We start from the raw sequence: 22,948 nt of genomic DNA on the forward strand, positions 1-22,948 counted from the left end.
AACGCGGTGGTTATCTGGACGACAGGGTGACCAGAGGGCCCGCGCCGCCCTGGCGCGCCCGCCCGACCGCCTCGCCTAGTTGCCATACCGCCATGGCGTAATGGGTGCTGTGGTTGTAGCGGGTAATGGTGTAAAAATTGGGCAGTCCATACCAGTATTGATATTGGGTACCGAAATCCAGGCGCAGCAGGCTGGCTTCCTGATAACCGCCGAGGGATCCCTGCGGGCTCAGGCCGGTGGCCGCCAGGGTGGCTACCGGATAACGGGTCTGGAAACCCTGGTCGAGGAACGGCGCCTGGCCGCTGGCGGGCACCGCCACCGCGCCGCCCTCGACCCAGCCGTGGGCCTTGAAATAGTTGGCGACGCTGCCGATGGCGTCCACGGGATCCCACAGGTTGATATGGCCGTCGCCGTCAAAATCAACCGCATAGCTTTTAAACGACGAGGGCATAAACTGCCCGTAGCCCATGGCGCCCGCATAGGACCCGCGCAGCGCCAGCGGGTCGTCCCCTTCGCTGCGGGACATCAGCAGAAACGTTTCCAGCTCGGAGGCAAAATAATCGGCGCGGCGCGGATAGGCAAAGGCCAGGGTGGCCAGGGCGTCGATAATGCGCGTCTTGCCCATGACCCGGCCCCAGCGGGTCTCCACGCCGATGATGCCGACGATAATTTCCGGCGGCACGCCGTAGACCTGGCGGGCACGCTCCAGGGCATCGCTATACTGGTTCCAGAACGCCACGCCGTTTTGCACATTGTCGGGGGTAATGAACTTACTGCGGTAGCGCAGCCAGGCGCCGTTCGGGCCCGACGGCGGCAGGCCGACCGGCGCCTGGCGATCCATCAGCCGCAGCACCCAGTCAAGGCGCTGGGTCTGAGCCAGGACATCATGCAACTGCTGGCGATCGAAGCCGTGCTCGCGCACCATTTTATCGATAAAAGCCTCGGTGGCCGGGTTAGACGCAAAATCCCCGGCCAGGAGCGGGCCGGTATGCTCCGGCCGCAGCAGGAATCCGCCTTGGGCGGGGCTGCCGATAGGAAGATTTTCCGCCGGCTTCGGCTTGCTGCTACAGGCGGAAAGTAAAGCGAGCAGGGGAAGCAGTGTCGCCAGGTAACGCATCGGAGATCCATAAACCACGCTAATTAAGTTGGTGTCTATGGTAAGCCATTGCCTGGCGCGAACAAACAGAAAAATAATCCCGGGCGTATGAAAGGGGCAAATGCGTTTTCCGTTACGTTTTTCTTCCTGCCGCGACGGTCTGCAATAATGCCATGCGATGCTATGATGGACAATATTGCTCCCGAGCGGGCATTTGGAAACTAAAGGAGTCATGGTGAACAATAACGATGCAGGAAAAAACCTCACTGCCTCCCAGGCGCTTGATAAACTCGATGAACTGTATGACGGCGCGGTGACGGCGCTGCGCGAGGCCATCAAGGCCTATATCGCCCAGGGCCGATTGCCCGACGCCCAGGCGCGCGCCGGGGGGGCGTTCAGCTATCCCGAACTGCGCGTCACCTGGGACGGCGTGACGCCCGGCAATCCTAAGGCCCGGGCCTTCGGCCGCTTTACCCATCCCGGCTGCTACAGCACCACCATTACCCGTCCCGCGCTGTTTCGTCGCTATCTGGCGGAGCAACTGGCGCTGCTGGCGGGGGAATATGCCGCCACCATCGATGTGGTGCCGTCGCGGCTGGAAATTCCCTTTCCGTATGTTATCGACGGATCGGACCTGGCCCTGGACCGCTCGATGAGCGCCGGAATAGCGCAGCATTTCCCCACCACCGAGCTGGCGCAAATCGGCGATGAAACCGCCGATGGGCTGTTCACCTCCGGCAATGTCTATCCGCTGTCCCACTTCGACGCGCTGCGCACCGATTTTTCCCTGGCGCGCCTGCGGCACTATACCGGCACGCCGGTGGAGCATTTCCAGCCCTTTGTGCTGTTTACCAATTACACGCGTTATGTCGATGAGTTCGTGCGCTGGGGCTGCAGCCAGATTGCCGATCCGGACAGCCCCTACGAGGCGCTGTCCTGCGCCGGCGGCACCTTTGTCACCGCCGATACGGCCAACCCCGAGCAGGCGGTATCGGACCTGGCCTGGAAAAACCATCAAATGCCGGCGTATCATCTGATCTCGCGCCAGGGCCGGGGGATTACGCTTGTCAATATCGGCGTCGGCCCGTCCAACGCCAAAACCATCTGCGATCACCTGGCGGTGCTACGCCCGCATGCCTGGCTGATGATCGGCCACTGCGGCGGCCTGCGCGAAAGCCAGACCATCGGCGATTACGTCTTGGCCCACGCGTACCTGCGCGACGATCATGTGCTGGACGCGGTGCTGCCCCCCGATATTCCCATCCCCAGCATCGCCGAAGTGCAGCGCGCGCTCTACGACGCCACCAAGATGGTCAGCGGCATGCCGGGCGAAGAAGTGAAGCAGCGTTTGCGCACCGGCACGGTGGTGACTACCGATGACCGCAACTGGGAACTGCGCTATTCCGCCTCGGCGCTGCGCTTTAATCTCAGCCGGGCGGTGGCGGTGGATATGGAAAGCGCCACCATCGCCGCCCAGGGCTATCGCTTCCGGGTGCCCTACGGCACCTTACTGTGCGTGTCCGACAAACCCCTGCACGGCGAAATCAAGCTGCCGGGGCAGGCGAACCGCTTCTATGAGGGCGCCATATCCGAGCATCTGCAAATCGGCATTTGCGCCATCGAACAGCTGCGCGCCGAGGGCGATCGCCTGCACTCACGCAAGCTGCGCACCTTTAACGAACCGCCGTTTCGCTAGTAGTGACGGTGTAACAATCACCCCGCCCGGCGCCCCACCTCGCCCGCCGCTTAAGTGACATTGTCACACACGTCGCGGTGGGCGCTTTCCCGGCGTCCGGCATGCCGGACGCAACAATTTCGCGTTCGCCGGCGGATACCTTTATACTGCCGGCCATACACCTTGGAGCGCGGGAAAAATCCGGTAATGATGAACAACGATGTGCTGCGCAGCGTGCGCTATATGCTGAACCTGCATAATGACCACTTATTGGCCATTCTGGCCCTGGCGGACACAGTGATTACGCCGCAGGAAATCGCGGCGTTTGTGAAAAAAGAAGACGAACCGGGCTACCTGCCCTGTCCGGATGTGGTGATGGGGTATTTTCTCCATGGCCTGATTATCCATAAACGCGGCAAGGACGACAGCCGGCCGGCGCCGAAAATTGAACGGAAAATCAATAATAATATTATCCTGAAAAAGCTGCGCGTCGCCTTTGCGCTGAAGACCGACGATATCCGGGATATCCTGCAGTCACAGGATTTTAAGGTTTCCCAACCGGAGCTGACCGCCATGCTGCGCGCGCCGGATCATAAAAATTTCCGTTTGTGCGGCGACCAGTTCCTGCGCTATTTCCTAAAAGGACTGGCCGCCCGGCTGCGTAAAAGCGGAGCGGCCGCGCCGGGCGCCGGCACCTAGCGGCAACGCTGCCTGCCGGACCCTTGACGGCGGCGTTGCCGCAGCGCCACGCCACCGGCGCTAGGCTTTTTTACCCGGCAGGATGCCGTCGAAGATTTGATGCGCCGTATCGGCAATCACCTGCCCCGCGCCGCGATCGCCCTTTGCCAGCGAGGACATAAAGGCCTTGGCCTGCTGCCAGGTGATATGCGGCGGCAGCGGCGCCACCTCGGGGTCGGTTTTCACTTCCAGCACCACCGGCCGGTCGGCGGCCAGTGCCGCCGCCCAGGCCGGCGCCAGGGCGTCGGGATCGTCGACATACAGGCCTTTCAGTCCCAGCGACTCGGCGAACTGCGCATAACCGACGTTGGGCACCGACTGCGTGGCCGGATAGCGTGGATTGCCCTCCATCACCCGTTGTTCCCAGGTCACCTGGTTTAAATCCTCATTATTGAAGACGCAAATCACCAGCCGGGGATCCTGCCAGCCCTGCCAATATTTCTGGATGGTAATCAGCTCGGCCATATTGTTCATCTGCATCGCGCCATCCCCGATCAGGGCCACCACCGGTCGCGCCGGATGGGCGAATTTCGCCGCGATGGCATAAGGCACCGCGGCGCCCATGCAGGCAAGGCCCCCGGACAGCGAGGAGCGCTGTCCCTGCTTGACCCGATAATCGCGGGCATACCAGTTGGCGCAGGAGCCCGAGTCGGAGGTGACGATGGCGTTATCGGGTAATAAAGGCGACATTTCCCACACCACGCGCTGGGGATTGACGGGGTTAGCCTTGGCCATGGCGCGTTCTTCCAGGGTCTGCCACCATTGTTTGATATTACGGGCAATATCTTCCTGCCAGCCGCGATCCGCTTTGTGCGTCAATAGCGGCAGCAGGGCGTGCAACGTTTCCACCGCATCGCCGTGCAGGTTTACCTCCACGGGATAACGCAGCCCAAGCATGGACGGGTCGATATCAATTTGCACCGCGCGCGCCTGGCCGTCACCGGGCAGGAACTCCGCCCAGGGGAAACCGGTGCCTATCATCAGCAGCGTATCGCACTGCTGCATCATATCCCATGACGGTTTGGTGCCAAGCAGCCCAATCGCGCCGGTGACGAAGGGCGCATCGTCCGGCAGCACGTCCTTGCCGAGCAGGGCTTTCGCCACCCCGGCGCCCAGAAGATTAGCGGCCTGTACCACCTCCACGGCGGCGGCGCGCGCGCCGGCGCCAATCAGGATCGCCACTTTTTTGCCCGCGTTCAGCACGTCGGCCGCGCGCTGTAAATCAGCCGGATAAGGCACGACGCGCGGGCGCTGGTAGCCGGGGCCGGAACGGGTAAAACCGTGCGCCTGCCGCGGCTCCTGCCAGGGTTCGTCCTGTACGTCTTTCGGTAAAATCAGCACCGTAACACCGTTCTGGGCCACGGCGATGCGCACGCCGCGATCGACCAGGTGGCGCAGTTGAGCGGAGGTAGCGGCTTCCTGCACAAAATTGCCCACATCGGCAAAAACACGATCGAGGTTCAGCTCCTGCTGATAATTTGCACCCCGGGCGGTGGCTTCCGCCTGGCCGGAAATGGCCAGCACCGGCATATGATCCATTTTGGCGTCGTACAGCCCGGTAAGCAGATGGGTGGCGCCGGGGCCGCCGGTGGACAGGCACACGCCAAGCTCCCCGGTAAACTTGGCATGGGCGCAGGCCATAAAGGCGGCCATCTCCTCATGGCGCACCTGGATAAATTCGATGCCCCGGCCGTTTTTCCCGGCGCGCTGCAATGCGCCGAGCACACCGTTGATACCGTCGCCAGGGTAGCCATAAATACGCGTCACGCCCCATGCCTGCAGGCGTTCGACAAAAAAATCGCTGGTTAACTGGGTCATCATAATCCTCGCGTTCAGAATGTGCCGCTGAACTGTTAAGGATAGACGACCCTGCCGTGAGTGATTAAGCGCCGCTGTTTTTCCTAACCGTCGTGGCGGTCATTTTTATCCAGCGATGCGCCCCGCTCCAGGCTCTTAATCAAATCAATCCGCCGTTGATGGCGCCCGCCCTCAAATTCCGCCGCCAGCCATTGCCCGACGATCATCTTCGCCAGCTCGCTGCCAACGACACGCGAGCCGAAAGCCAGGATATTGGTATTGTTATGTTCACGCGACAGTTTGGCGGAATACGGTTCGCTGCATGCCACCGCGCGGATGCCGTCGATTTTATTCGCCGCGATGGAAATGCCGATGCCCGTGCCGCAGATCAGGATGCCCAGGTCCGCCTCGTTTGACAGCACGGCGCCGGCGACCCGTTCGGCATATAAGGGGTAATCGGTGCGATCGGAGGAATGCGTTCCTTTATCAATCACTTCAATCGATGCCGATTGCAGGAATTCAATGATATCCGGCTTGAGAATCAGCCCGACGTGATCACAGCCAATCGCTATTTTCATTTTTCGCCTCTGGGTTAAAACGATGTTCGCGGCCGCGCTGCGCTGGAGGAAGGCACAGCCGGAAAACTTTACAAAAATTGTAATTTATGTGATATTTTTATTTTGTGAGAACAGTCAAATAAGCAATATAATTATTATATTCATATAAATCAGCCATTTTAAAAAACTCCCTTGGCGATACCGTTATCATTCTTTTCAAAATAAACTATTCCGTGAATTTAACCCGTCATTTTTCCCAGCGTTGCCTCCGGGATAAGTTTAGGTTATTACCGGCGCGCGGTTTTTTACGGCTATGGTTAAGGGGAATGCATAGTGGCTCATCCAGAGGGAGGTAAGAATGAAAATAGCCGTTATCGGTGGCGGAGTGATCGGGATGTCATGCGCGCTGCACCTGGCGCGCGCCGGGATGCAGGTCAGCTTATTGACGGAAAAAAAGCTGGCTTCCGGCGCTTCGGGCCGTTCACTTTCCTGGTTAAACGCCGCGGGCCCCTGGCCTGACCATTATTACCGGCTCAGGATGGCGGGCATCGATCGCTACCGCACCCTGTACCGCAGCAATCCCGCGGTAGACTGGCTAAAATTCGATGGCGGGATATTCTGGTCTGATGAAGATGAAGTGCTGGCATGGCATGCGATTGAGCAACGGCGCGGCTATGATTCCGTGCTTATTCAGGCTGATGATCTTAACCGGCTCGATGCCGCCATCGTCCCCGGCGCGGTCAAAACCCATGGCATTTATAATGCCGGGGAAGGCTGGGTCAGCCTGCCCGATCTGATTGCCCATATGGCGGCGGAATTTAGCGAACGTGGTGGCGCCATTATCGAAGATGCGGGCAAAACCGTGCCGCTGATCGATGCGCGGGGGGTGGCAAACGGCGTCACCTCAGCGCGCAAAGGCGACTATGCGTGCGACAAAGTCTTGCTGGCCTGCGGCCCCTCCACCGTCCAGGTGTTGGCCGGTATGGGCATCTCTCTGCCGGATGGGTCGGTGTTATCGATGCTTGCCATTACCCAGCCTGCGGACAGTCGCCCCGCCGTGGTGCTGAATACCCCCAGGGTGGCCATGCGGCCCAATCCCGGCAATACGCTGGCGGTGGAACACGGCTGGTGTACCGATGATATCAAAGAAGATGAGCATGGGGTTTGCACCGTGCCGGACGATGTCCTGCAACAGCTGTTAGCCGAGGGTGATCACGTGCTGAATACCGGTTCACCGCTTAAGCTTGCCGGTTATAAAGCCGGCTGGAAACCTGTTCCCGCCGATGGTTTCCCGGTACTCGGCGAGCTTGAGCAAGCCCCGGGGTGCTATGTCGCCTTTACCCATTCAGGCGCCACGCTGGCATTGATTATCGGCGAACTGCTCGGCCGGGAAATCGCCACCGGTGAATTGCACCCCATGCTGGCGCCGTTCCGGCCCGGCAGATTCCAGTCCCCGTAGCCCTTGCTGGCCCTCACGCTGAGCTGAAATGATAAAGCAGGCCGCCATATTTGTCGCTTATCGACAGCGCCGGCGCTTTCTGCCTGATGGGCCGTCCTGTTGTTTTCGCTACAGACGTTATGAGAAATAAGGCTATCAATCCCCGGTAGGGTCACGTCTGCAATCCATGCAATAGACGATTAATTTTGTGATGCCATGCTGATTTTTACTTTCACATACTTGTATGGTAGTACCGGCGCACGTAATTTGAGCTTTACGGGCAGCCCTCAGGCATGCCTTGGAAACCGATTCGTTGTTAACAGGAGATGCTATGCCACTGGTGACATTTGACGAAATGAAACACACCGTTAAACAGGCGTTCCTGAATGCCGGTTTAAATGAAGTACAGGCGGATACCTGCGCTCAGGTTCATACGCAAGCCAGCTGTGACGGTATTTTTTCGCATGGCCTTAACCGCGTCGCGCGTTTTATCGATTATGTCAACAAGGGGTGGGTTGATATCCACGCCGCGCCTGAAAAAGTCAAATCCCTCGGCAGTATCGAAATTTACGACGGACAGCGCGGTATCGGCATCACCAACGCCCTGTTTGCAGTTGAACGAGCGATGGCGCTGGCCGCCGAGCATGGCGCCGGCATTGTGGGCCTACGCAACACGACGCACTGGATGCGCGGCGGCACCTATGGCTGGAAAGCCGCTGAGAATGGGTATGCGGCAATGTGCTGGACCAATACCGAATCCTGCATGCCCGCGTGGGGGGCGAAAAAACCACGTCTCGGCAATAATCCCTTCGTCATGGCGGTGCCGATGAAAGAAGGCGCCCTGGTCCTTGATATGGCGATGTCGCAGTATTCCTATGGCAAGCTGCAGGTGACGCGCCTGAAAGGGGAAAAACTGCCTTTTCCGGGGGGATTTGATAAAGACGGCAATCTCACCGATGAACCGGGGCCGGTGGAAGAGTCAATGCGTATTCTGCCCACCGGTTACTGGAAAGGCTCCGGTATGGCGGTGCTGCTGGACACAATGGCGGCTTTCCTGACGGCGGGCGCGCCAACGAATGAGATCGATAACATTCAGCAAGGGAGTTGCACCGGCGCGAGCCAGGTCTTTATGGTATTCGATCCCACCCATTTCGGCGGCAAAGAATTCAGCGAAAATATGGCTGCAAGCGTCGCCCAGTACGTCAAGACGTCGGAACCGGCGGAAAATCAGCGTGAGGTGTTCTTTCCAGGGGAAACGTCGATGAAAAACCGGGCGTATTTCACCGCCAACGGCATCCCCGCGGATGACAGCGTATGGGCTGAGGTGCAGCAACTGGCGCAACGGTAACCGTCATGATGACGGGTCATATTACGCCTTAAAAAATCCGGCGTTGCGCTACCGTCCGCGGTCGACGAGAGGCTGGACATGAGCAGCGCCAAGGACAACCAGCCGCTTATAAAATGATTAATTATCAGTATATTTATTTTTTAGTAAATCACTGTAGAGGGTGAAATTTTCCGGGTCAAAACACACGAGATGAATAGCTTCGATCACCGGATAAGTATCTAACCAGGCGGCGATAGCCTCTAACGAAATCTCAGCGGCTAACCGCTTGGGGAAGTGATAGACGCCGGTGCTGATATTGGGGAATGAAACGGTTTTGATCGGGTATTGTTCGATAAGTGCAAAACAGCTCAGGTAGGTATGTTTCAATAATTCCGCTTCCTGGTGTTTACCATCGCTCCAGTGTGGGCCAACCGCGTGGATCACATACGTTGCCGGCAGATTACCCGCGCCGGTAATCACGGCGCAGCCGGTCTTACAACCGCCCTGCCGGTTTCTGATGTCGCGGCATTCGTCCAGGATCGCGGGCCCGCCGGCGCGGTGTATGGCGCCATCCACGCCGCCACCGCCGAGCAGGGAAGAATTGGCGGCGTTAACAATGGCGTCCGCGGGGATTGTGGTGATATCGCCTTGCAACAGGTGAATTTTATTTATCATGGTTGGATCCTTACAATAGCGCCGGCGGCTTATTTCGCCCAAGCCAATAGCCTGCACGCCCTTAACTACGCTGCTATTTTAACTGATTCCAACGGGATCTCGGCTTTTCATGCGCATAACCGCCATAACACTGCGGCGCGCGCCCTACCCGCCGGAATGGGCGGGCATCGTCGGCATGGCGCCCGGTCTGGTGCAGACATATGCCGCCACTGTGTTGGCCGCCTGGTTAATGTCCGCCAGCGGCGCGCCGCGCAGCGCCATGACGGCGGCAACGGCGGTAAAGGCATCGCCGGCGCCGACCGTGTCCACCGGCGTGACTTTCAGGCCGGGATGACGGTGGCTGTCATCGCCGCGCAGCAGCAGGCTGCCCTTATCGCCGCGGGTATATATCAGCATCTCGAGCTGTTCATGGCGCCGCAAATGCTGATAGAACCCCTCGGGGTCGCGCGGCAGGCCGAACAGGGCGGCAATGACCGGCAGTTCCTCGTCATTAAGCTTTAGCAGGTGGGCGTGACGCAGGCAAAAACCGAGGGTGGGCGGCTGGTAATGGCCGGCGCGCAGGTTGATGTCCACCAGGATTTTCGCCTGCGGCGACAGCAGACCCAGCAACTGGCGCAGCAGCCGCTGGTTGGGGCCGTAGCGCTGCACCAGGCTGCCGAAATACAATACATCCGCGGTGCGCAGATGGTTGAAGAGCGTGACGTCCGATTGGATATCGTCCCAGGCCACCGGGCCGATAATGTCGTAGTGCGGCACGCCGCGCCTGTCCAGCGTCACCTCCACCGTGCCGGTGGGATAACGGGCGCTGCGCTGTATATGGCCGGGAACGCCGCGCGCCGCCAGTTCGCTCACCAGCGCATCGCCCGCCTTGTCCCGCCCCACGGCGGAAATCAGCCGGGCGTCGGCGCCTGCCTGTGTGGCGTGATAGACAAAGTTTCCCGCGGCGCCGCCGATTTCGCGGCCGCCGGGAAAACAATCCCACAGCAATTCTCCCAGGGCGATTATTTTCATGTTCTGTTCCGTTGCGGTTGTCAATCCATAGCGAATTTTCACCTAAGCATAGCCGCTGAAGCCGGTCGGTTAGGCGATGTGCCTCGCAAACTGATAACTTTCCGCAACATGATGGCAACAAAACCGTTTACGATCGCCGGCGCGCCCCTGCCTATCCGGGCCGGTAATTTTAACCATCATGGCGCGATGCCATGCCGTAAAGCGGAATGGCGGTTCCTGGGGCGGGCGACATTGCCGCGGCGGGGGTGTCGTTTGCGGTTTGCGGGGAGGCTTATGTTGCCTCGGGGAAGGTTTCGCTTGCTGTGCGTGAGGGTGCCATGCGTTAGGATGCTCCAGGGCATATGTCGCCTCGGCGAAGGTTTCGCTTGCCGTGCGTGAGGTGTTCATATGTATTGCCGGGCGCCGGCAAGCGACAATGAGGCCGTACCGCGACGGCCTCCTTGACCTCCGCGCGCCCGGCAGGTCGCGCGTCGCTGCGCGATGCCTTCCGCCGCCAATGCCCCCGTAATGCACCGGCCCGGTTAGCGCTCCCGGCGCAACCGGGCCTTTCGCCGCTCCCGGCGGCTCATGCCGGGGGCACAGGCGCCGTCAGCGCGCTTTATGCCGGGACATAGGTCGCGGTCAGCGATGTGATGTATAGGGCATCGGCGCCGCTGTGGGCTAAGTGAAAGGCGAAGGTGTAGTAGACAAAGAAGCGAAAGGCACAGCGACAGGCAAGTCATACATACCATTTTACATGCCGTCAGCATTCATATGGTAATGCAATGCAGACGGCATTCGCACAGCCAGCAGTCATTAAGTCATTAAGTCATTAAGTCATTAAGTCATTAAGTCATTAAGTCATTGAGTCAGGAAGTCAGGAAGTCGGTATTTCATGCTGCCGGCAATTATAGTCATACCACCCTGTAGACAGGCGTCAGGCATAAACGTGCGGCAGTGAGCTATAGCTAGCAGGCTGCGAGACTTATACCAAATTGGCCAAATTTATAGCGCTGTTTTTCCCGGTGAGTGCATACCGCTAAGTACCTTACACCGCTGTTTTGCTCACAGGCGATGGTGTTGACGTGGTGCCGGCATAGAGTGCGCCGGCGGCGCCCATCGCGGCTGGATGAGCCGCCGGGAGCGGCGAAAGCTAAGGGCCGCGCCGGGAGCGCGTCCCGTGCGGTCCAAAAGCCGGGATGGGTGATGCCGGGAACCGCGCAGCGGCGCACGATCTGCCGGACGCGCGGAGGTCAAGGAGGCCGTCGCGGTACGGCCTCATTGTCGCTTGCCGGCGCCCGGCAATACCTATGAACACCTCACGCACGGCAAGCGAAACCTTCCCCCGAGGCAACATAAGCCGCCCCGCAAGCCGCAAGCGAAACCTTCCCCGAGGCAACATAAGCCTCCCCGCAAACCGCAAGCGAAATCTTCCCCAAGGCGACATATGCCCTGGCGCACCCTAACGCATGGCACCCTCACGCACGGCAAGCGAAACCTTCCCCACGACAATATAAGCCCCACGCAAGCCGCCGGCGCCCCCCGCCAAGTCAGCCGCTTTACATGTAAATGCAGGAGTCAATGCCTGGCCATTTGCCCATGGCACGCTGCCCGCGCCGCAGCCCTAAAACAAAAATAATGGGGCCATGACCGGACAAAACCGTGGCCCGGCAAGACGGTTACTCAGGCAATAACGATATCGCCCCGCGGATAGCAGCTGCACGCCAGGACATAGCCGGCGGCGATGTCCTGTTCGCTGAGCGTCATGGTGCTGGTGGTACGGTAGTCCCCCTGCGCGATATGGGTTTTGCAGCAGCCGCACACCCCGGCGCGGCAGGCGGCGTTTACCCTAATGCCGTTGGACTCCAGCGCCGCCAGCAGCGACACGCCCACCGGCGCGTCCACCGTTTGCAGGGGGCGGGGATGAGTGATCTTCAGCCGGGCTCCACCGCCCGCGCCGGCGTCGGCAGGCGACGTATGAAAACGCTCCTGCAGGAAGCGGCCTGCGCCCAGCGCCAGCGCGACCGCCTCCTGCTGCGCCATCCAGGGCGCGGGGCCGCAGGCCATTACCGTACGCGCGGCGATATCCGGCGCCAGTTCGCGCAGCGCGTCGCGCGCCAGCCGGCCGGGCAGGATATCTCCGGCGGCGCCCTGCTCGGCGAACACCGTCAGCCGCAGCCATTTCCCTAACGCCGTCCAGGTGGACGCGGCGATGATATCCCGCGGCGAACGGACGCAGTAGATAACCCGCACATCCGCTTGCGGGCGATTGGCCGCCAGCCAGCGGCACATGGACAGGATTGGGGTGACGCCACAGCCCGCCGCCAGGAACAGGTAGCGGTTATCGACATGGCGCAGGCAGCTGAAATCGCCCTGCGCCGCCGACAGCCACAGGTTATCGCCGGGCTTGACGTCCTGCGTCAGCCAGCCTGAACCCGCGCCGTCCGCCAGCCTGCGCACGGTCAGGGTGATAAACCGGCTGGCGCCGGGCGCGGAGGACAGCGTGTAGGCGCGCACTTCCTCGCTGTCGTTGATGGCGACCAGGGCGTACTGTCCCGGCTGGTAGGGATAAAAATCGTGGTTTATCAGCGCCAGCGTCCAGACATCGGGCGTTTCCTGGATGATATGATGTACCTGCATGCGGTACGGGCACAGCGATGACGGCGTCGTCATGAAAGCCTCTCCTTATGTCCGGCTCAGGCGGCCAGGATAGTGTGCAGATCCTGGGTCGCGGTGGTAATCGAGCGCATGCCGAACTGCTCGTTAAGCACCGCCATCAGGTTTTCCGTCAGGAAACCGGGCGCCGTCGGTCCGGTATAGATATTTTTGACGCCCAGCGAAAGCAGGGTCAGCAGGATAACGATCGCCTTTTGCTCGAACCAGGACAGCACCAGGCTCAGCGGCAGATCGTTCACTCCGCAGCCCAGTTTTTCCGCCAGTTTTACCGCCAGCATAATGGCGGCGTAGGCGTCGTTGCACTGGCCGACGTCCAGCAGGCGCGGCAGGCCCTCAAGGGTGCCGAAATCCAGCTTATTGAAGCGGTACTTGCCGCAGGCCAGCGTCATGATCAGGCAGTCATCGGGAACGTCGCGCGCAAAATCGGTATAGTAGCTGCGCTCATCGCGGCTGCCGTCGCATCCGCCGACCAGGAACACATGGCGCAGTTTTTTGCGCGCCACCAGGTCGATAACGGTATCGGCCGCATCCAGCAGCGTCTGGCGGCCAAAGCCGACGGTAATCAGGTGTTCGATTTCATCATAGGGAAAACCGGCCATCTGTTGGGCCTGGGCGATCACCGGGGCGAAATCCTCGCCGTCCAGATGTTTAACGCCCGGCCAGCCGACAATGCTGCGCGTCCAGATGCGGTCGTTATAGTGGCCGACGCTCGGATCGATAATACAATTGGACGTCATCACCACCGGCCCCGGGAAACGGGCGAATTCCGTTTGCTGGTTTTGCCACCCGCTGCCGTAATTGCCGGCCAGGTGGGCGAACTTTTTCAATTCCGGATAGCCGTGGGCGGGCAGCATTTCCCCGTGGGTGTAAATATTGATGCCCTGCCCCGCGGTTTGCTCCAGCAGCAGGCGCAAATCCTTCAGGTCATGGCCTGAAATCAGGATGGCTTTACCCGCCACAGGGCGCACGTTAACGCTGGTGGGTACGGGGTTGCCGTAGGCCTGGGTCTCGCCGCGATCGAGAATGGCCATTACGGCAAAGTTCATTTTGCCGATCTGCATCGACTGCGCCAGCAGCTCGCCCATATCGGCCGGCCGGGTACCCAGCCACGCCATGATGTCATGATACTGGCGGTAAATATCCTCATCGTACTGGCCCAGCACATGGGCGTGTTCCATATAGGCCGCCGCGCCTTTCAGCCCGTAGAGGCACAGCAAACGCAGGCCGTGAATATCCTCGCCTACCGCGTCCTTATCCGTATTCAGGGCGAAACGCTGCGCCTGCGCCTGCAAATCGGCAAGCGTCAGCGAGGGGCATTGCAGTTCCGCCAGCGGATGCCCGGGGTTAACCGTCGGTTCAACCCGCAGGCAGCGGGCTTTCAGCTCATCACGCAGCGCCAGGGTTTGCTGGATATAGGCCACGATGCGCGGCGAGTCGAAATTGACATTGGTCAGCGTGGAAAAAAAGGCGCGCGGCGCAAAACTGTCTATGCGATGGTCGATAATCCCCAGCCCGCGCGCGGCGACCGCCCAGGCGGACAGGCCCTGCAGCGCGGCCACCAGCAGATCCTGCAGATCCGAGGTTTCCGCCGTTTTGCCGCACATACCCTGGCTATAGGAGCAGCCGTTGCCGGCCGGGGTACGGATGGTTTGTTCACATTGCACACAAAACATGATCGCTTCCTTATATTATTCATTTTAAATGCATGTTTAAGGTTAAACGCGGAGGGACGGGAATGACAGGGCTTTTGCCGCTATCCACCACTTGTTTGATATAACGCAATATTTGGCGGCGCGGGAAAAAGACGATACGGCGCAGGGATGAAGCAACCGCTTGTTTTAACGGTAAATAAGATTATGGCAGCGTGTTTAGCCTTCGATATCGATCAGGGTGAACAGTTCTTCGATTTGCCCCCGCCGGCTTAATAAGTCCGCCAGGGTATAGCCGTCCAGCACGGCGTAAAAGGCATTGGTGGCCCGGGCCAGCACCCCCGGCAGGCCGCAAGCCGGCGCGACAACGCAGTTGGCGCAGTCGATAAGGGCGTCGCCTTTCTCCGTGTGGCGGATCAGCGCGCCGATATTGATATCCTGCGGCGCGCGGCCCAGCCGGATGCCGCCGTTGCGCCCGCGCAGGGTGTCGATATAACCCAGCCGGGCCAGATCCTGCACCACTTTCATCAGGTTATTATGCGAAATCGCGTATTGGCGCGAAATTTCGGCAATGGACGACAACTGGCCCTGATGGGCGCCAAGATAAATAATCACCCTGACGGCATAATCGGTATAACGCGTGAGTTTCATAACGGTACCTGCGATGTAATGGATAAAAGGGTATCACATCGGCACGCCGGATCGCCTCCTTTTATGCCCTGTCCCGTGAGCGGCGGTACAGTATCTCTTCCTCCCGCCCATCAGCTGTTACCCTTAGAGCAGGCGCAAACAAAACTGCTACAGGAGCTGACATGACCGCATTTCCCCGTAAAAGCGATTTCCCGGTCAGCCGGGCGCGATATTATCTGGAACCAGGGCCCATTGTCCTGATTACCTCCGCCTGGCAGGGCAAAACCAATATCATGACCCTGGGCTGGCACGTGGTGCTGGAATTCTCCCCCTCGCTGGTCGGCTGTATGATTTCCGGCGGCAATCATAGCTTTGACCTGATCCGCCAAAGCGGCGAGTGCGTGATCAACCTGCCCACCACCGCCCTGACCGATACCGTCGTGGGCATCGGCAATACCAGCGGGGCGGATATGGATAAATTCAGCCATTTCGGCCTGACGGCGGCGCCCGCGCGCCGGGTGAAGGCACCGCTTATCCGCGAATGCCACGCGCATTTTGAATGCCGCCTGCATGACGGCGCCATGGTGGACCGGTATCATTTTTTTATTTTCGAGATAGTCAAAGCGCACGCCGCGGCGACGCCAAAGCACCCGGAAACCCTGCACTATACCGGCGACGGCGTATTTATGGTGGCCGGCAAGGTTATCAGCCGGCGCGGGCTGTTCCGTCCTGGGATGTTATACCCCTGAGGGCCGCCGGGTCGGGTGTACGCCATAAAAAAAAGCCCGGTTTCCCGGGCGTGCATGCTTGTCTGCCGGCCGCTGAATCACAGACCGGTTTGCTGCCAGGCCTGGTATAGCAGCGAATCATCCGCCGGCAGCGCGGACAGCGGGATAAGCTCCCCCTGGGCCACATCCGCCGTCAGGGTTTTATTGGCCAGCAGGTAGAACGGCGCGACGCCTTTGGCATCCGCCCTGGCCAGCAGGCGGGCGCTGACATGCTCAATGGAGTGATGGTGGCCGCCCATACTCAGGGTTTCACCTTTTTTCAGCGGACGCTCGGCGAAGCCCGCCATTACCGCATGGACCTGCTGGTTAACGCCGCCGGACGCCCGGCGGTGCAGAACGGCCGAAAACAGGCTGTGCGGCGACTCCAGCCCCATAATATGGTACGGCAGGTAAATACAGGCGTACTTCAGATTCTTGCTGACCACATGACCTTTATCCGCCAGCATGCGCCAGGTCTCCGTGTCCTGGCAGCGCACGATGATAAACACCCCGCCGCCAAAGCTGACCTCGTCATCACGCCGCAGACAGTTGAATACATCCACCACGCCGGTCCGGGTCAAAATACCGCCGTCTTCCTCGGGGATAAAGATATCGGCCAGCTCGCCCATATGGCAAAGGGGATAATTCAGTGCCGGCGTAGCGGGCACGAACCCGATGGAATTGGCCACCACGTTCATTTCGCAATAGTCGGGGGTGGCGCTTTGCGGCAGCATCGACAAGGCTTCGGCCCGCCGGCGCAGCGTGCCTTTGATATCCTGTTCATCCAACTGCCACAGATCGGCCAGCGCGGCGGCGTCCACCTGGGTGCTGGTATAATCCAGCCTGCCGGTGGCCGGATGGTAGATATAGTCATATTCGCTGGACTTGCCGGCGGCGATAATCTCAAGCCCCAGCACCCTGGCCCAGGTGACCAGGCCAATCAGGTTGCTGGGCTGATCGCCGTCCACCGTGGTATAGACCGCGTGGTGTTTAAGCGCCAGTTGATTAAGCCAGGGGCCGGCGACCGAATCGGTTTCCTTGCTGACCATACCCACGTGGACGCCGCGTTTTAACGCGCTGACGGCGATGCTGACGCTGATATCCGGTTTACCGGTGGATTCGACCACCATGTCCAGATCCAGGGCGTCCAGCAGCGCGAAGTCGCTGATAATGGCGGTTTCCCCGGCGGCCTGGGCCGCCGCGGCTTCAGCCGGCGTGCCGCACAGCCGGTTTTTATCATGGCGGTAGCGCAGATCGCCGAGCAGATCCCGCGTGCCCTGGGTATTGATATCGCACAGCGCCACGATATCGATGGCCGGAATATTGCGGCACTGGACCAGCAGCGAGCGGCCGAAACCGCCGCAGGCGCCGGTAATGGCCAGCCGGATACGGCGCCCTTTCAGTTCGTCAAATAACAGTTCGTAGTTCATTACGCTTACCTCGGATTAAATGTAGGGCGGCGTTAGCCGACAATCAGGTTAAGCAGCAGGACAAACGCCAGTCCCAGCGCCGATTGGAAGGAAACCAGCAACGTCCAGCTTTTCAGCGTCTCGCCCACGGTGAGATGAAAATATTCTTTAAACAACCAGAAACCAGAGTCGTTAACGTGCGACAGCATCAGGCCGCCGGTGCTGGTGGCCAAGACCAGCAGTTCCAGGTTGACGCCGCTGTTGGCGGCCAGCGGCGCGATAATCCCGGCGGTGGTGACCACCGCAACCGTCGCGGAGCCGATGGCGATGCGGATGAGCGCCGCCACCAGCCAGGCCAGGATCAGCGGCGAAATATTCCAGTGTACCGCCCAATCGGCGATCAGGGTGCTGACATGGGTGGCCAGCAGCATCTCTTTCAGGCCGCCGCCGGCGCCCAGGATAAGTATAATCACCGCGCAGGGGCCGAGGCACTTGCCGAGCATCTTCTGCAGTTGCGCCATGGTGAAACCGCTGCGTATCCCCAGGGCGTAGAGGGCGAACAGCACTGCGATCAACAGCGAAACAATCGGGTCGCCGATGGCGTTAACCGCTTCATACAGCGGATTCTCCTTGCTGATAAAGCCGATGCACAGCGAGCGCGTCATCATTAACAGCGGCGGCAGCAGAATGGTCAGCATCGCCAGCCAGAACGACGGGCTGCGGGTGGTTTTGCCGGCCTGCTGTTCTTCCTGCGCGTCCCCGGCGCCGAAGCTCTGGCGCCCCAGCTCCGGAAAGTATTTCATGGCGAAATGGGTGAATACCGGGCCGGACAAGGCCGCCATGGGCACCGCGATAATCAGGCCGAAAAACATCGCCATGCCCGCATCGGCATGATAGGTGGTCATGGCCAGCGTCGGCGCCGGGTGCGGCAACAACAGACCGTGCGCCACGTACAAACCGGCGGCCATGGGAATGCCGATGCGCAGCAGCTGGCTATGGGTGCGACGGGCAATGGCGTACACCAGCGGCACCAGCATCACGAAACTGACGTCGAACAGATGAGGCAGGCCGATGATTAACGCCGCGACGCAGATAGTGGCCGGTATGGCGCGCACCGGCCCCAGGCGGATAAAGGTATTGGCGATGTTGTCCGCCCCGCCCGATTCCAGCAATAATCCGCCCAGCATGGTGCCGAGCCCGACCACCAGCCCGGTGGATCCCAATACGCCGCCGAAGCCTTTTTCGAAGCTTTTGATCGTGGCCGTCGGGCTAAGGCCCGCCGCCAGTCCTAAAAATCCGGCGGTGATTATCAGGGCTAAAAAAGGATGAAATTTAAAATAGGTAATAAGTACAATTAACAAGGCAATGGCGCTGATTAAAGCAAAAAATTGCGAAATATCGAATTGCATATCCCCTCCGGACAGATAGAGTACAGATCATTATTATTTTTTAATCGCCCAAGAATGATTGGCGCGGTGTGTTATAAATTATTGGCTTAACGGTATATGACTTTTTCCCATAGGCTTTCCGGCATGCTCCTAACTAATGGCTTTATGTAACCGGATCGGCAGCTGCCGTAATCGGTTTTCAATGTCATCGGGCAGCTGATCGTCATAAATAATATCGGTCAGCTGCGCCAGTGGGCATATATGGAACATGCCATATTTGCCGTATTTACTGCTGTCGGTCACCAGGATATTGCGCCTGGCGGAGGCCAGCACCGCCTGCTTGACCTGGGCTTTGCCTTCGTCGGGCGTGGACAGGCCGTGTTCAATATCCCAGGAACTGGTGCTGATAAACGCAATATCGATATTCAGGCCGCGAATAAACTGCGCGGCGCTATTGCCGACGCAGGATCGATTGCGCATATCCACCTGGCCGCCGGTATGAAATAAATTGACGTGCGGCATTTTCATTAAAAAATCACTAATTGTGAAATCATTAGTAATAATGGTTATCTTTTTTAATTTCGCCGCGATACAGCGGGCAATTTCAAAGGTGGTGGTACCCGCGTCCAGATATATAACCTGCCCCGACTCAACCAGTATTTCCGCCACCGCGCCAATATGGCGTTTGCTGCGGTGATGCAATAACGCTTTTTCCACATAGGGCAGTTCCTGTTTCAGCGCCTCGTTGAGTTTAACCCCGCCGCTTATCACCGTAACCTTGCCCTCGTTCTCCATAAACTGCACGTCGCGGCGAATGGTCATATGGGACACATCCAGCAATTTAGCCAGATCGCCGATGGTCACCCTGGCATATTGATGCAGGTGGCTGTAGATAAAATTACGGCGTTCATCGGGCAACATCGCGACGCCCCGCGTTAGGCTTTTTTAAAGGTCCGTTCCAGCTCTGCAACTTGTTCACCTGTTAATGTCACCATGCCATAAGGTAGCAGTGTAATATACAGACGCGCCGTGTCCTCTAGTTCTTCCGCGTTGAACACCGCTTCCAGCAGGCCGGCGCCGCCGATTACCGGCCCGTGGTTAGCCAGCAGCATGGCGTTATGCGTCGGGGCGAGATCGCCAATCGCCTCGGCAAGGCCGGGATGCCCGGGGCGGAAATACGGCACCAGCGGCAGCTTGCCGACGCGCATGACGTAATAGGGCGTTATCGGCGGCAGGCAGTTCTCGGCGTTCAGGCTGGGCATACAGGACAGCGCGGTCAGCGCGGGCGAATGCAGATGCACCACGCCGCCGATATCGGGACGTCGCCGGTAAAAATTCAGGTGCATTACCGATTCCTTGGACGGCCTGGCGCCCGCGATATGTTCTCCCGCGGCGTTGAGTTTGCTGAGCGTCGCCGGGTCCAGGGCGCCGAAGCTGGAGTTGGTGGGCGTCACCAGGAAACCGCCGTCGGGCAGGCGGCAGCTGAGATTTCCCGCCCCGCCGCTACTGTAGCCGCGCATAAACATGGAATGGGCCAGCGTCGCCATTAGTTCGCGTAATTCGGCTTCCGTCATTGATAAAGCTCCTGTGCCTGGTTAAAAAAATCTGTCTCGCCAAAATTGCCGGACTTCAGCGCCAGCCATAAAGGCCGCTCGATATCCCTGACCCAGGGCACGCCGGGGGCGATAGTCCGGCCAATGGCAAAGCCGCTCACGCCGAGCCGTTGCGTGATAAGGCTGGAGGTCTCGCCGCCGGCAATGATAAATTTACCAAAACCCTGCTGAAACAGGGACAGCGCGATATCGGCAAACAATCGTTCGATGGCGGCGCCGGTGGCGGCGACGCCGTAGCGGGCCTGTACCGCCCTGACCACGTCGGCGGCCTGGGTGGCGAACAGCATGGGCGCCGGCCGGGGGGGTTGATCCATCACCCATTGCGCCAGCTCCCGCGCATACAGCGCGCCGTTCTCCAGGCAGCGTGTGACGTCGATCGCCCGGGCGGGCGCCTGGCGGCGATAGTGATCAACCTGCGTATTGGTCATGCGCGAGCAACTGCCCGACAGCACCACGGCGCGACCCGTGGCCGGCGGCACGGCCTGCGCCGCCGCGCTGTCGCCGTCGCGGGGCGAAAGCGCGGCCAATGCGCCGGCCAGGCCCGAACCGCCGGTCAGCAGCAGGTCGTCCGGCAGGCTTTGCGCCAGAAGCGTTAAATCAGCGTCGTCGAGCACATCGGCAACGAGATAGCGCCGCCCCTCGCGCCGCAGTTCCTCCAGGCGCTCCCGCACGGCCCGGGTCCCCCGGCGCAGCGTCGCGAGCGGGAGCAGCCCGGTTTTACCCGCGGCCTGGGCGTCCATCACCCTTAACAGATTAGCGTCGGTCATCGGCGTGAGGGGATGGTTTTGCATGCCAGATTCGTTCAGCAGCCGCCCGTTGACAAACAGATAGCCGTGGATCACGGTGCGGCCGTTGACCGGCAGCGCCGGGCACAGGATGGCAAGCGCAGCCCCGGTCTCGGCCAGCAGGGAATCGGTAACCGGGCCGATATTGCCGTGCGGCGTGGAATCGAAGGTGGAGCAATATTTAAAGTAGATCTTCCGGCAATCCTGTACCCGCAACCACCGGCACGCCGCCAGCGACTGGCTTATGGCTTCCGGCGCCGGGCAGGAGCGGGTCTTCAGGGAAATCACCACCGCGTCAACGTCTTCCAGCGGCAGCGGCTGCTGCGGGATACCGTTAAGCTGGACCACGCGCCAACCGGCCAGCGCGATAAAACTCGCGATGTCGGTGGCGCCGGTAAAATCATCAGCAATAACGCCTAACGATAACGTCATTTCCTGTCATCCGGGTTGTTGTGAACATGTGTGAAATTTTGTACGTATTGGCTTCACATTGAGATGATGGCCATCACAAAAGCGTAACGGAATTATAGCGCTTAATTGGAATTAACTAATTGATAATAGTATATTTAATCATTTATCCGCTTTTCACAACAATGTGTGAATCTTCGCATCAGCCGGAACAGCGCCTTTTATCCCCCTGCCGTGCGGCGCCCCAGCTGTCCAGGCCTGGTCCTTAAAACAATCAGGCCCGCCCGGTTCACGGGCGGGCCTGAGGCGATGGCCAGGCGGCAATACTCTTACCCTGCACGTTAAACGCCGGCTTACCTGTACGCGGCGAAAGCGTCCCGGATCTCGGACTCCGGCAGTCCGACGCCGATAAACACCAGCACGCTGGCCGGCTGCTCGTCATCGCGCCATTCCCGGTCCCAATCGGCGTTATACAGGCGTTGCACCCCCTGGAACAGCAGGCGCCGGGGGTCGCCTTCGATGGCTAAAATGCCTTTATAGCGTAATAGATTATCGGCATAAGTCGCCAGAAGGCCTTCCATAATGTCCGATACCGTCTGCAGCGCCAGCGGCCGCGCCAGGTTCACCACGATGGAGCGGATGGCGTTTTGCGGCTCGATAAGCGGCCGGTAACGCGGCCGGGCCACGGTCAGGTTATCATTCAGGATAAAACCCTCGACGTTAAACAGCCGGTCCAGCCCTATCTCGCCATTGACCACCCGGTACACGGGCGCGCGGGCGTTGATATGCTGCAGGCGCGCGATCAAATCGCCGCTCTCGCCGGCGATATCGGTTTTGGTGAGCAGGATACGATCGGCAAATCCCACCTGGGCCTGGGCCAGGGCGAACTCATTTAGCTGTCCGTCGGCGTGCACCGCGTCCACCAGGGCGATCACGCCGTCAAGCAGGAAACGCTCGCTGATAACCGGATGGGAAAAAAAGGTCTGGATCACCGGTCCCGGGTCGGCCATGCCGGTACATTCAATCACCAGGCGGGTAAAATCAACCTCGCCGCGATCGATGCCCGCCAGTAAATCCAGCAGGGCATCCGCCAGCTCGTTGGCGCTGGAGCAGCAAATACAGCCGTTGCTTAAGGTGGTAATGCGGGTGGCGCGATCGCCCAGGAGGGTATTGTCGATGGGGACTTCGCCGAATTCATTTTCTATCACGGCGATCTTTTCGCCATGGTCGGCATGCAGTATATGGCGCAGCAGGGTGGTTTTCCCCGCGCCGAAAAAGCCGGTCAGGATGGTGGCCGGCAGCGGCTGGTCCATGCTCGAATCCTCGTGTG

19 protein-coding genes are annotated in these 22,948 nt (G+C 59.7%); 5 read left to right on the forward strand and 14 right to left on the reverse strand.

The annotated features are described in order from the left end of the window. Nucleotides 1-10: 10 nt before the first annotated feature. On the reverse strand, nt 11-1,117 hold the full coding sequence (mltB, locus tag ACL2XM_RS12735; RefSeq protein ID WP_413722493.1) for a lytic murein transglycosylase B: 1,107 nt from the start codon (nt 1,115-1,117) through the stop codon (nt 11-13). 211 nt (nt 1,118-1,328) lie between these two features. On the opposite strand from mltB, the gene ACL2XM_RS12740 reads away from it, so the two are divergent. Next, complete coding sequence (locus ACL2XM_RS12740) at nt 1,329-2,792, forward strand: AMP nucleosidase (protein WP_410015646.1); 1,464 nt, start codon at nt 1,329-1,331, stop codon at nt 2,790-2,792. A 186-nt stretch (nt 2,793-2,978) separates the two neighbouring features. Next, nucleotides 2,979-3,470, forward strand: a complete 492-nt coding sequence (locus ACL2XM_RS12745) for a DUF1456 family protein (protein ID WP_410015647.1) — start codon at nt 2,979-2,981, stop codon at nt 3,468-3,470. A 60-nt stretch (nt 3,471-3,530) separates the two neighbouring features. On the opposite strand, the gene ACL2XM_RS12750 is transcribed toward ACL2XM_RS12745, so the two are convergent. Both ACL2XM_RS12750 and rpiB read right to left on the reverse strand, forming a co-directional pair. Continuing rightward, entirely contained in the window at nt 3,531-5,327 is a 1,797-nt protein-coding gene (locus ACL2XM_RS12750; RefSeq protein WP_413723421.1) for a thiamine pyrophosphate-requiring protein, read from the reverse strand. A gap of 83 nt (nt 5,328-5,410) precedes the next feature. Continuing rightward, complete coding sequence (gene rpiB, locus ACL2XM_RS12755; RefSeq protein ID WP_410015648.1) at nt 5,411-5,884, reverse strand: ribose 5-phosphate isomerase B; 474 nt, start codon at nt 5,882-5,884, stop codon at nt 5,411-5,413. Nucleotides 5,885-6,221: 337 nt separating this feature from the next. Between rpiB and ACL2XM_RS12760 the strand changes: the two genes are divergently transcribed. Then, nucleotides 6,222-7,322 carry an NAD(P)/FAD-dependent oxidoreductase gene (locus ACL2XM_RS12760; protein WP_413722492.1) on the forward strand — a complete coding sequence of 367 codons (1,101 nt, stop codon included), beginning with the start codon at nt 6,222-6,224 and terminating at the stop codon, nt 7,320-7,322. Nucleotides 7,323-7,632: 310 nt separating this feature from the next. Further along, complete coding sequence (yiaK, locus tag ACL2XM_RS12765) at nt 7,633-8,649, forward strand: 3-dehydro-L-gulonate 2-dehydrogenase (protein ID WP_410015650.1); 1,017 nt, start codon at nt 7,633-7,635, stop codon at nt 8,647-8,649. Nucleotides 8,650-8,766: 117 nt separating this feature from the next. On the opposite strand, the gene ACL2XM_RS12770 is transcribed toward yiaK, so the two are convergent. The 5 genes from ACL2XM_RS12770 to ACL2XM_RS12790 form a co-directional block, all read right to left on the reverse strand. Next, a complete protein-coding gene (locus ACL2XM_RS12770) occupies nt 8,767-9,303 on the reverse strand; it encodes a macro domain-containing protein (protein ID WP_410015651.1) in 537 nt (178 codons plus the stop codon). 144 nt (nt 9,304-9,447) lie between these two features. After that, nucleotides 9,448-10,314 carry a carbohydrate kinase family protein gene (locus ACL2XM_RS12775; RefSeq protein WP_410015652.1) on the reverse strand — a complete coding sequence of 289 codons (867 nt, stop codon included), beginning with the start codon at nt 10,312-10,314 and terminating at the stop codon, nt 9,448-9,450. A gap of 1,662 nt (nt 10,315-11,976) precedes the next feature. Then, complete coding sequence (gene hcr, locus ACL2XM_RS12780) at nt 11,977-12,966, reverse strand: NADH oxidoreductase (protein ID WP_413722489.1); 990 nt, start codon at nt 12,964-12,966, stop codon at nt 11,977-11,979. 23 nt (nt 12,967-12,989) lie between these two features. Next, the gene (gene hcp / locus ACL2XM_RS12785; protein WP_413733081.1) at nt 12,990-14,642 is read right to left on the reverse strand and encodes a hydroxylamine reductase; all 1,653 of its coding nucleotides are present in this window, start codon (nt 14,640-14,642) and stop codon (nt 12,990-12,992) included. Nucleotides 14,643-14,837: 195 nt separating this feature from the next. Beyond that, on the reverse strand, nt 14,838-15,269 hold the full coding sequence (locus tag ACL2XM_RS12790; protein WP_410015655.1) for an Rrf2 family transcriptional regulator: 432 nt from the start codon (nt 15,267-15,269) through the stop codon (nt 14,838-14,840). A 161-nt stretch (nt 15,270-15,430) separates the two neighbouring features. On the opposite strand from ACL2XM_RS12790, the gene ACL2XM_RS12795 reads away from it, so the two are divergent. After that, nucleotides 15,431-15,997: a flavin reductase family protein gene (locus ACL2XM_RS12795; protein WP_413733082.1), complete on the forward strand. Its 567-nt coding sequence runs from the start codon at nt 15,431-15,433 to the stop codon at nt 15,995-15,997. A 77-nt stretch (nt 15,998-16,074) separates the two neighbouring features. Here ACL2XM_RS12795 and ACL2XM_RS12800 read toward each other — a convergent pair whose 3' ends face one another. The 6 genes from ACL2XM_RS12800 to yjiA all read right to left on the reverse strand — a co-directional run bounded on the left by ACL2XM_RS12800 (nt 16,075) and on the right by yjiA (nt 22,931). Next, nucleotides 16,075-17,445, reverse strand: a complete 1,371-nt coding sequence (locus ACL2XM_RS12800) for a hypothetical protein (RefSeq protein ID WP_413733083.1) — start codon at nt 17,443-17,445, stop codon at nt 16,075-16,077. Between the two features lie 32 nt (nt 17,446-17,477). Further along, nucleotides 17,478-18,833: a gluconate:H+ symporter gene (locus ACL2XM_RS12805; protein ID WP_413733085.1), complete on the reverse strand. Its 1,356-nt coding sequence runs from the start codon at nt 18,831-18,833 to the stop codon at nt 17,478-17,480. 129 nt (nt 18,834-18,962) lie between these two features. Then, nucleotides 18,963-19,733 (reverse strand): DeoR/GlpR family DNA-binding transcription regulator, encoded by a 771-nt coding sequence (locus ACL2XM_RS12810; protein WP_410015659.1) that lies wholly within the window; start codon nt 19,731-19,733, stop codon nt 18,963-18,965. Between the two features lie 14 nt (nt 19,734-19,747). Beyond that, nucleotides 19,748-20,386 (reverse strand): aldolase, encoded by a 639-nt coding sequence (locus ACL2XM_RS12815; protein WP_413733086.1) that lies wholly within the window; start codon nt 20,384-20,386, stop codon nt 19,748-19,750. After that, complete coding sequence (gene otnK / locus ACL2XM_RS12820) at nt 20,383-21,642, reverse strand: 3-oxo-tetronate kinase (RefSeq protein WP_413728637.1); 1,260 nt, start codon at nt 21,640-21,642, stop codon at nt 20,383-20,385. The genes ACL2XM_RS12815 and otnK overlap by 4 nt, the downstream gene beginning before the upstream one ends. A 329-nt stretch (nt 21,643-21,971) precedes the next feature. Beyond that, nucleotides 21,972-22,931, reverse strand: a complete 960-nt coding sequence (gene yjiA / locus ACL2XM_RS12825) for a GTPase (protein ID WP_413730654.1) — start codon at nt 22,929-22,931, stop codon at nt 21,972-21,974. Between the last annotated feature and the right edge of the window lie 17 nt (nt 22,932-22,948).

This window comes from Sodalis sp. RH20 (genome assembly GCF_047324205.1).
GTDB lineage: Bacteria > Pseudomonadota > Gammaproteobacteria > Enterobacterales > Enterobacteriaceae > Acerihabitans.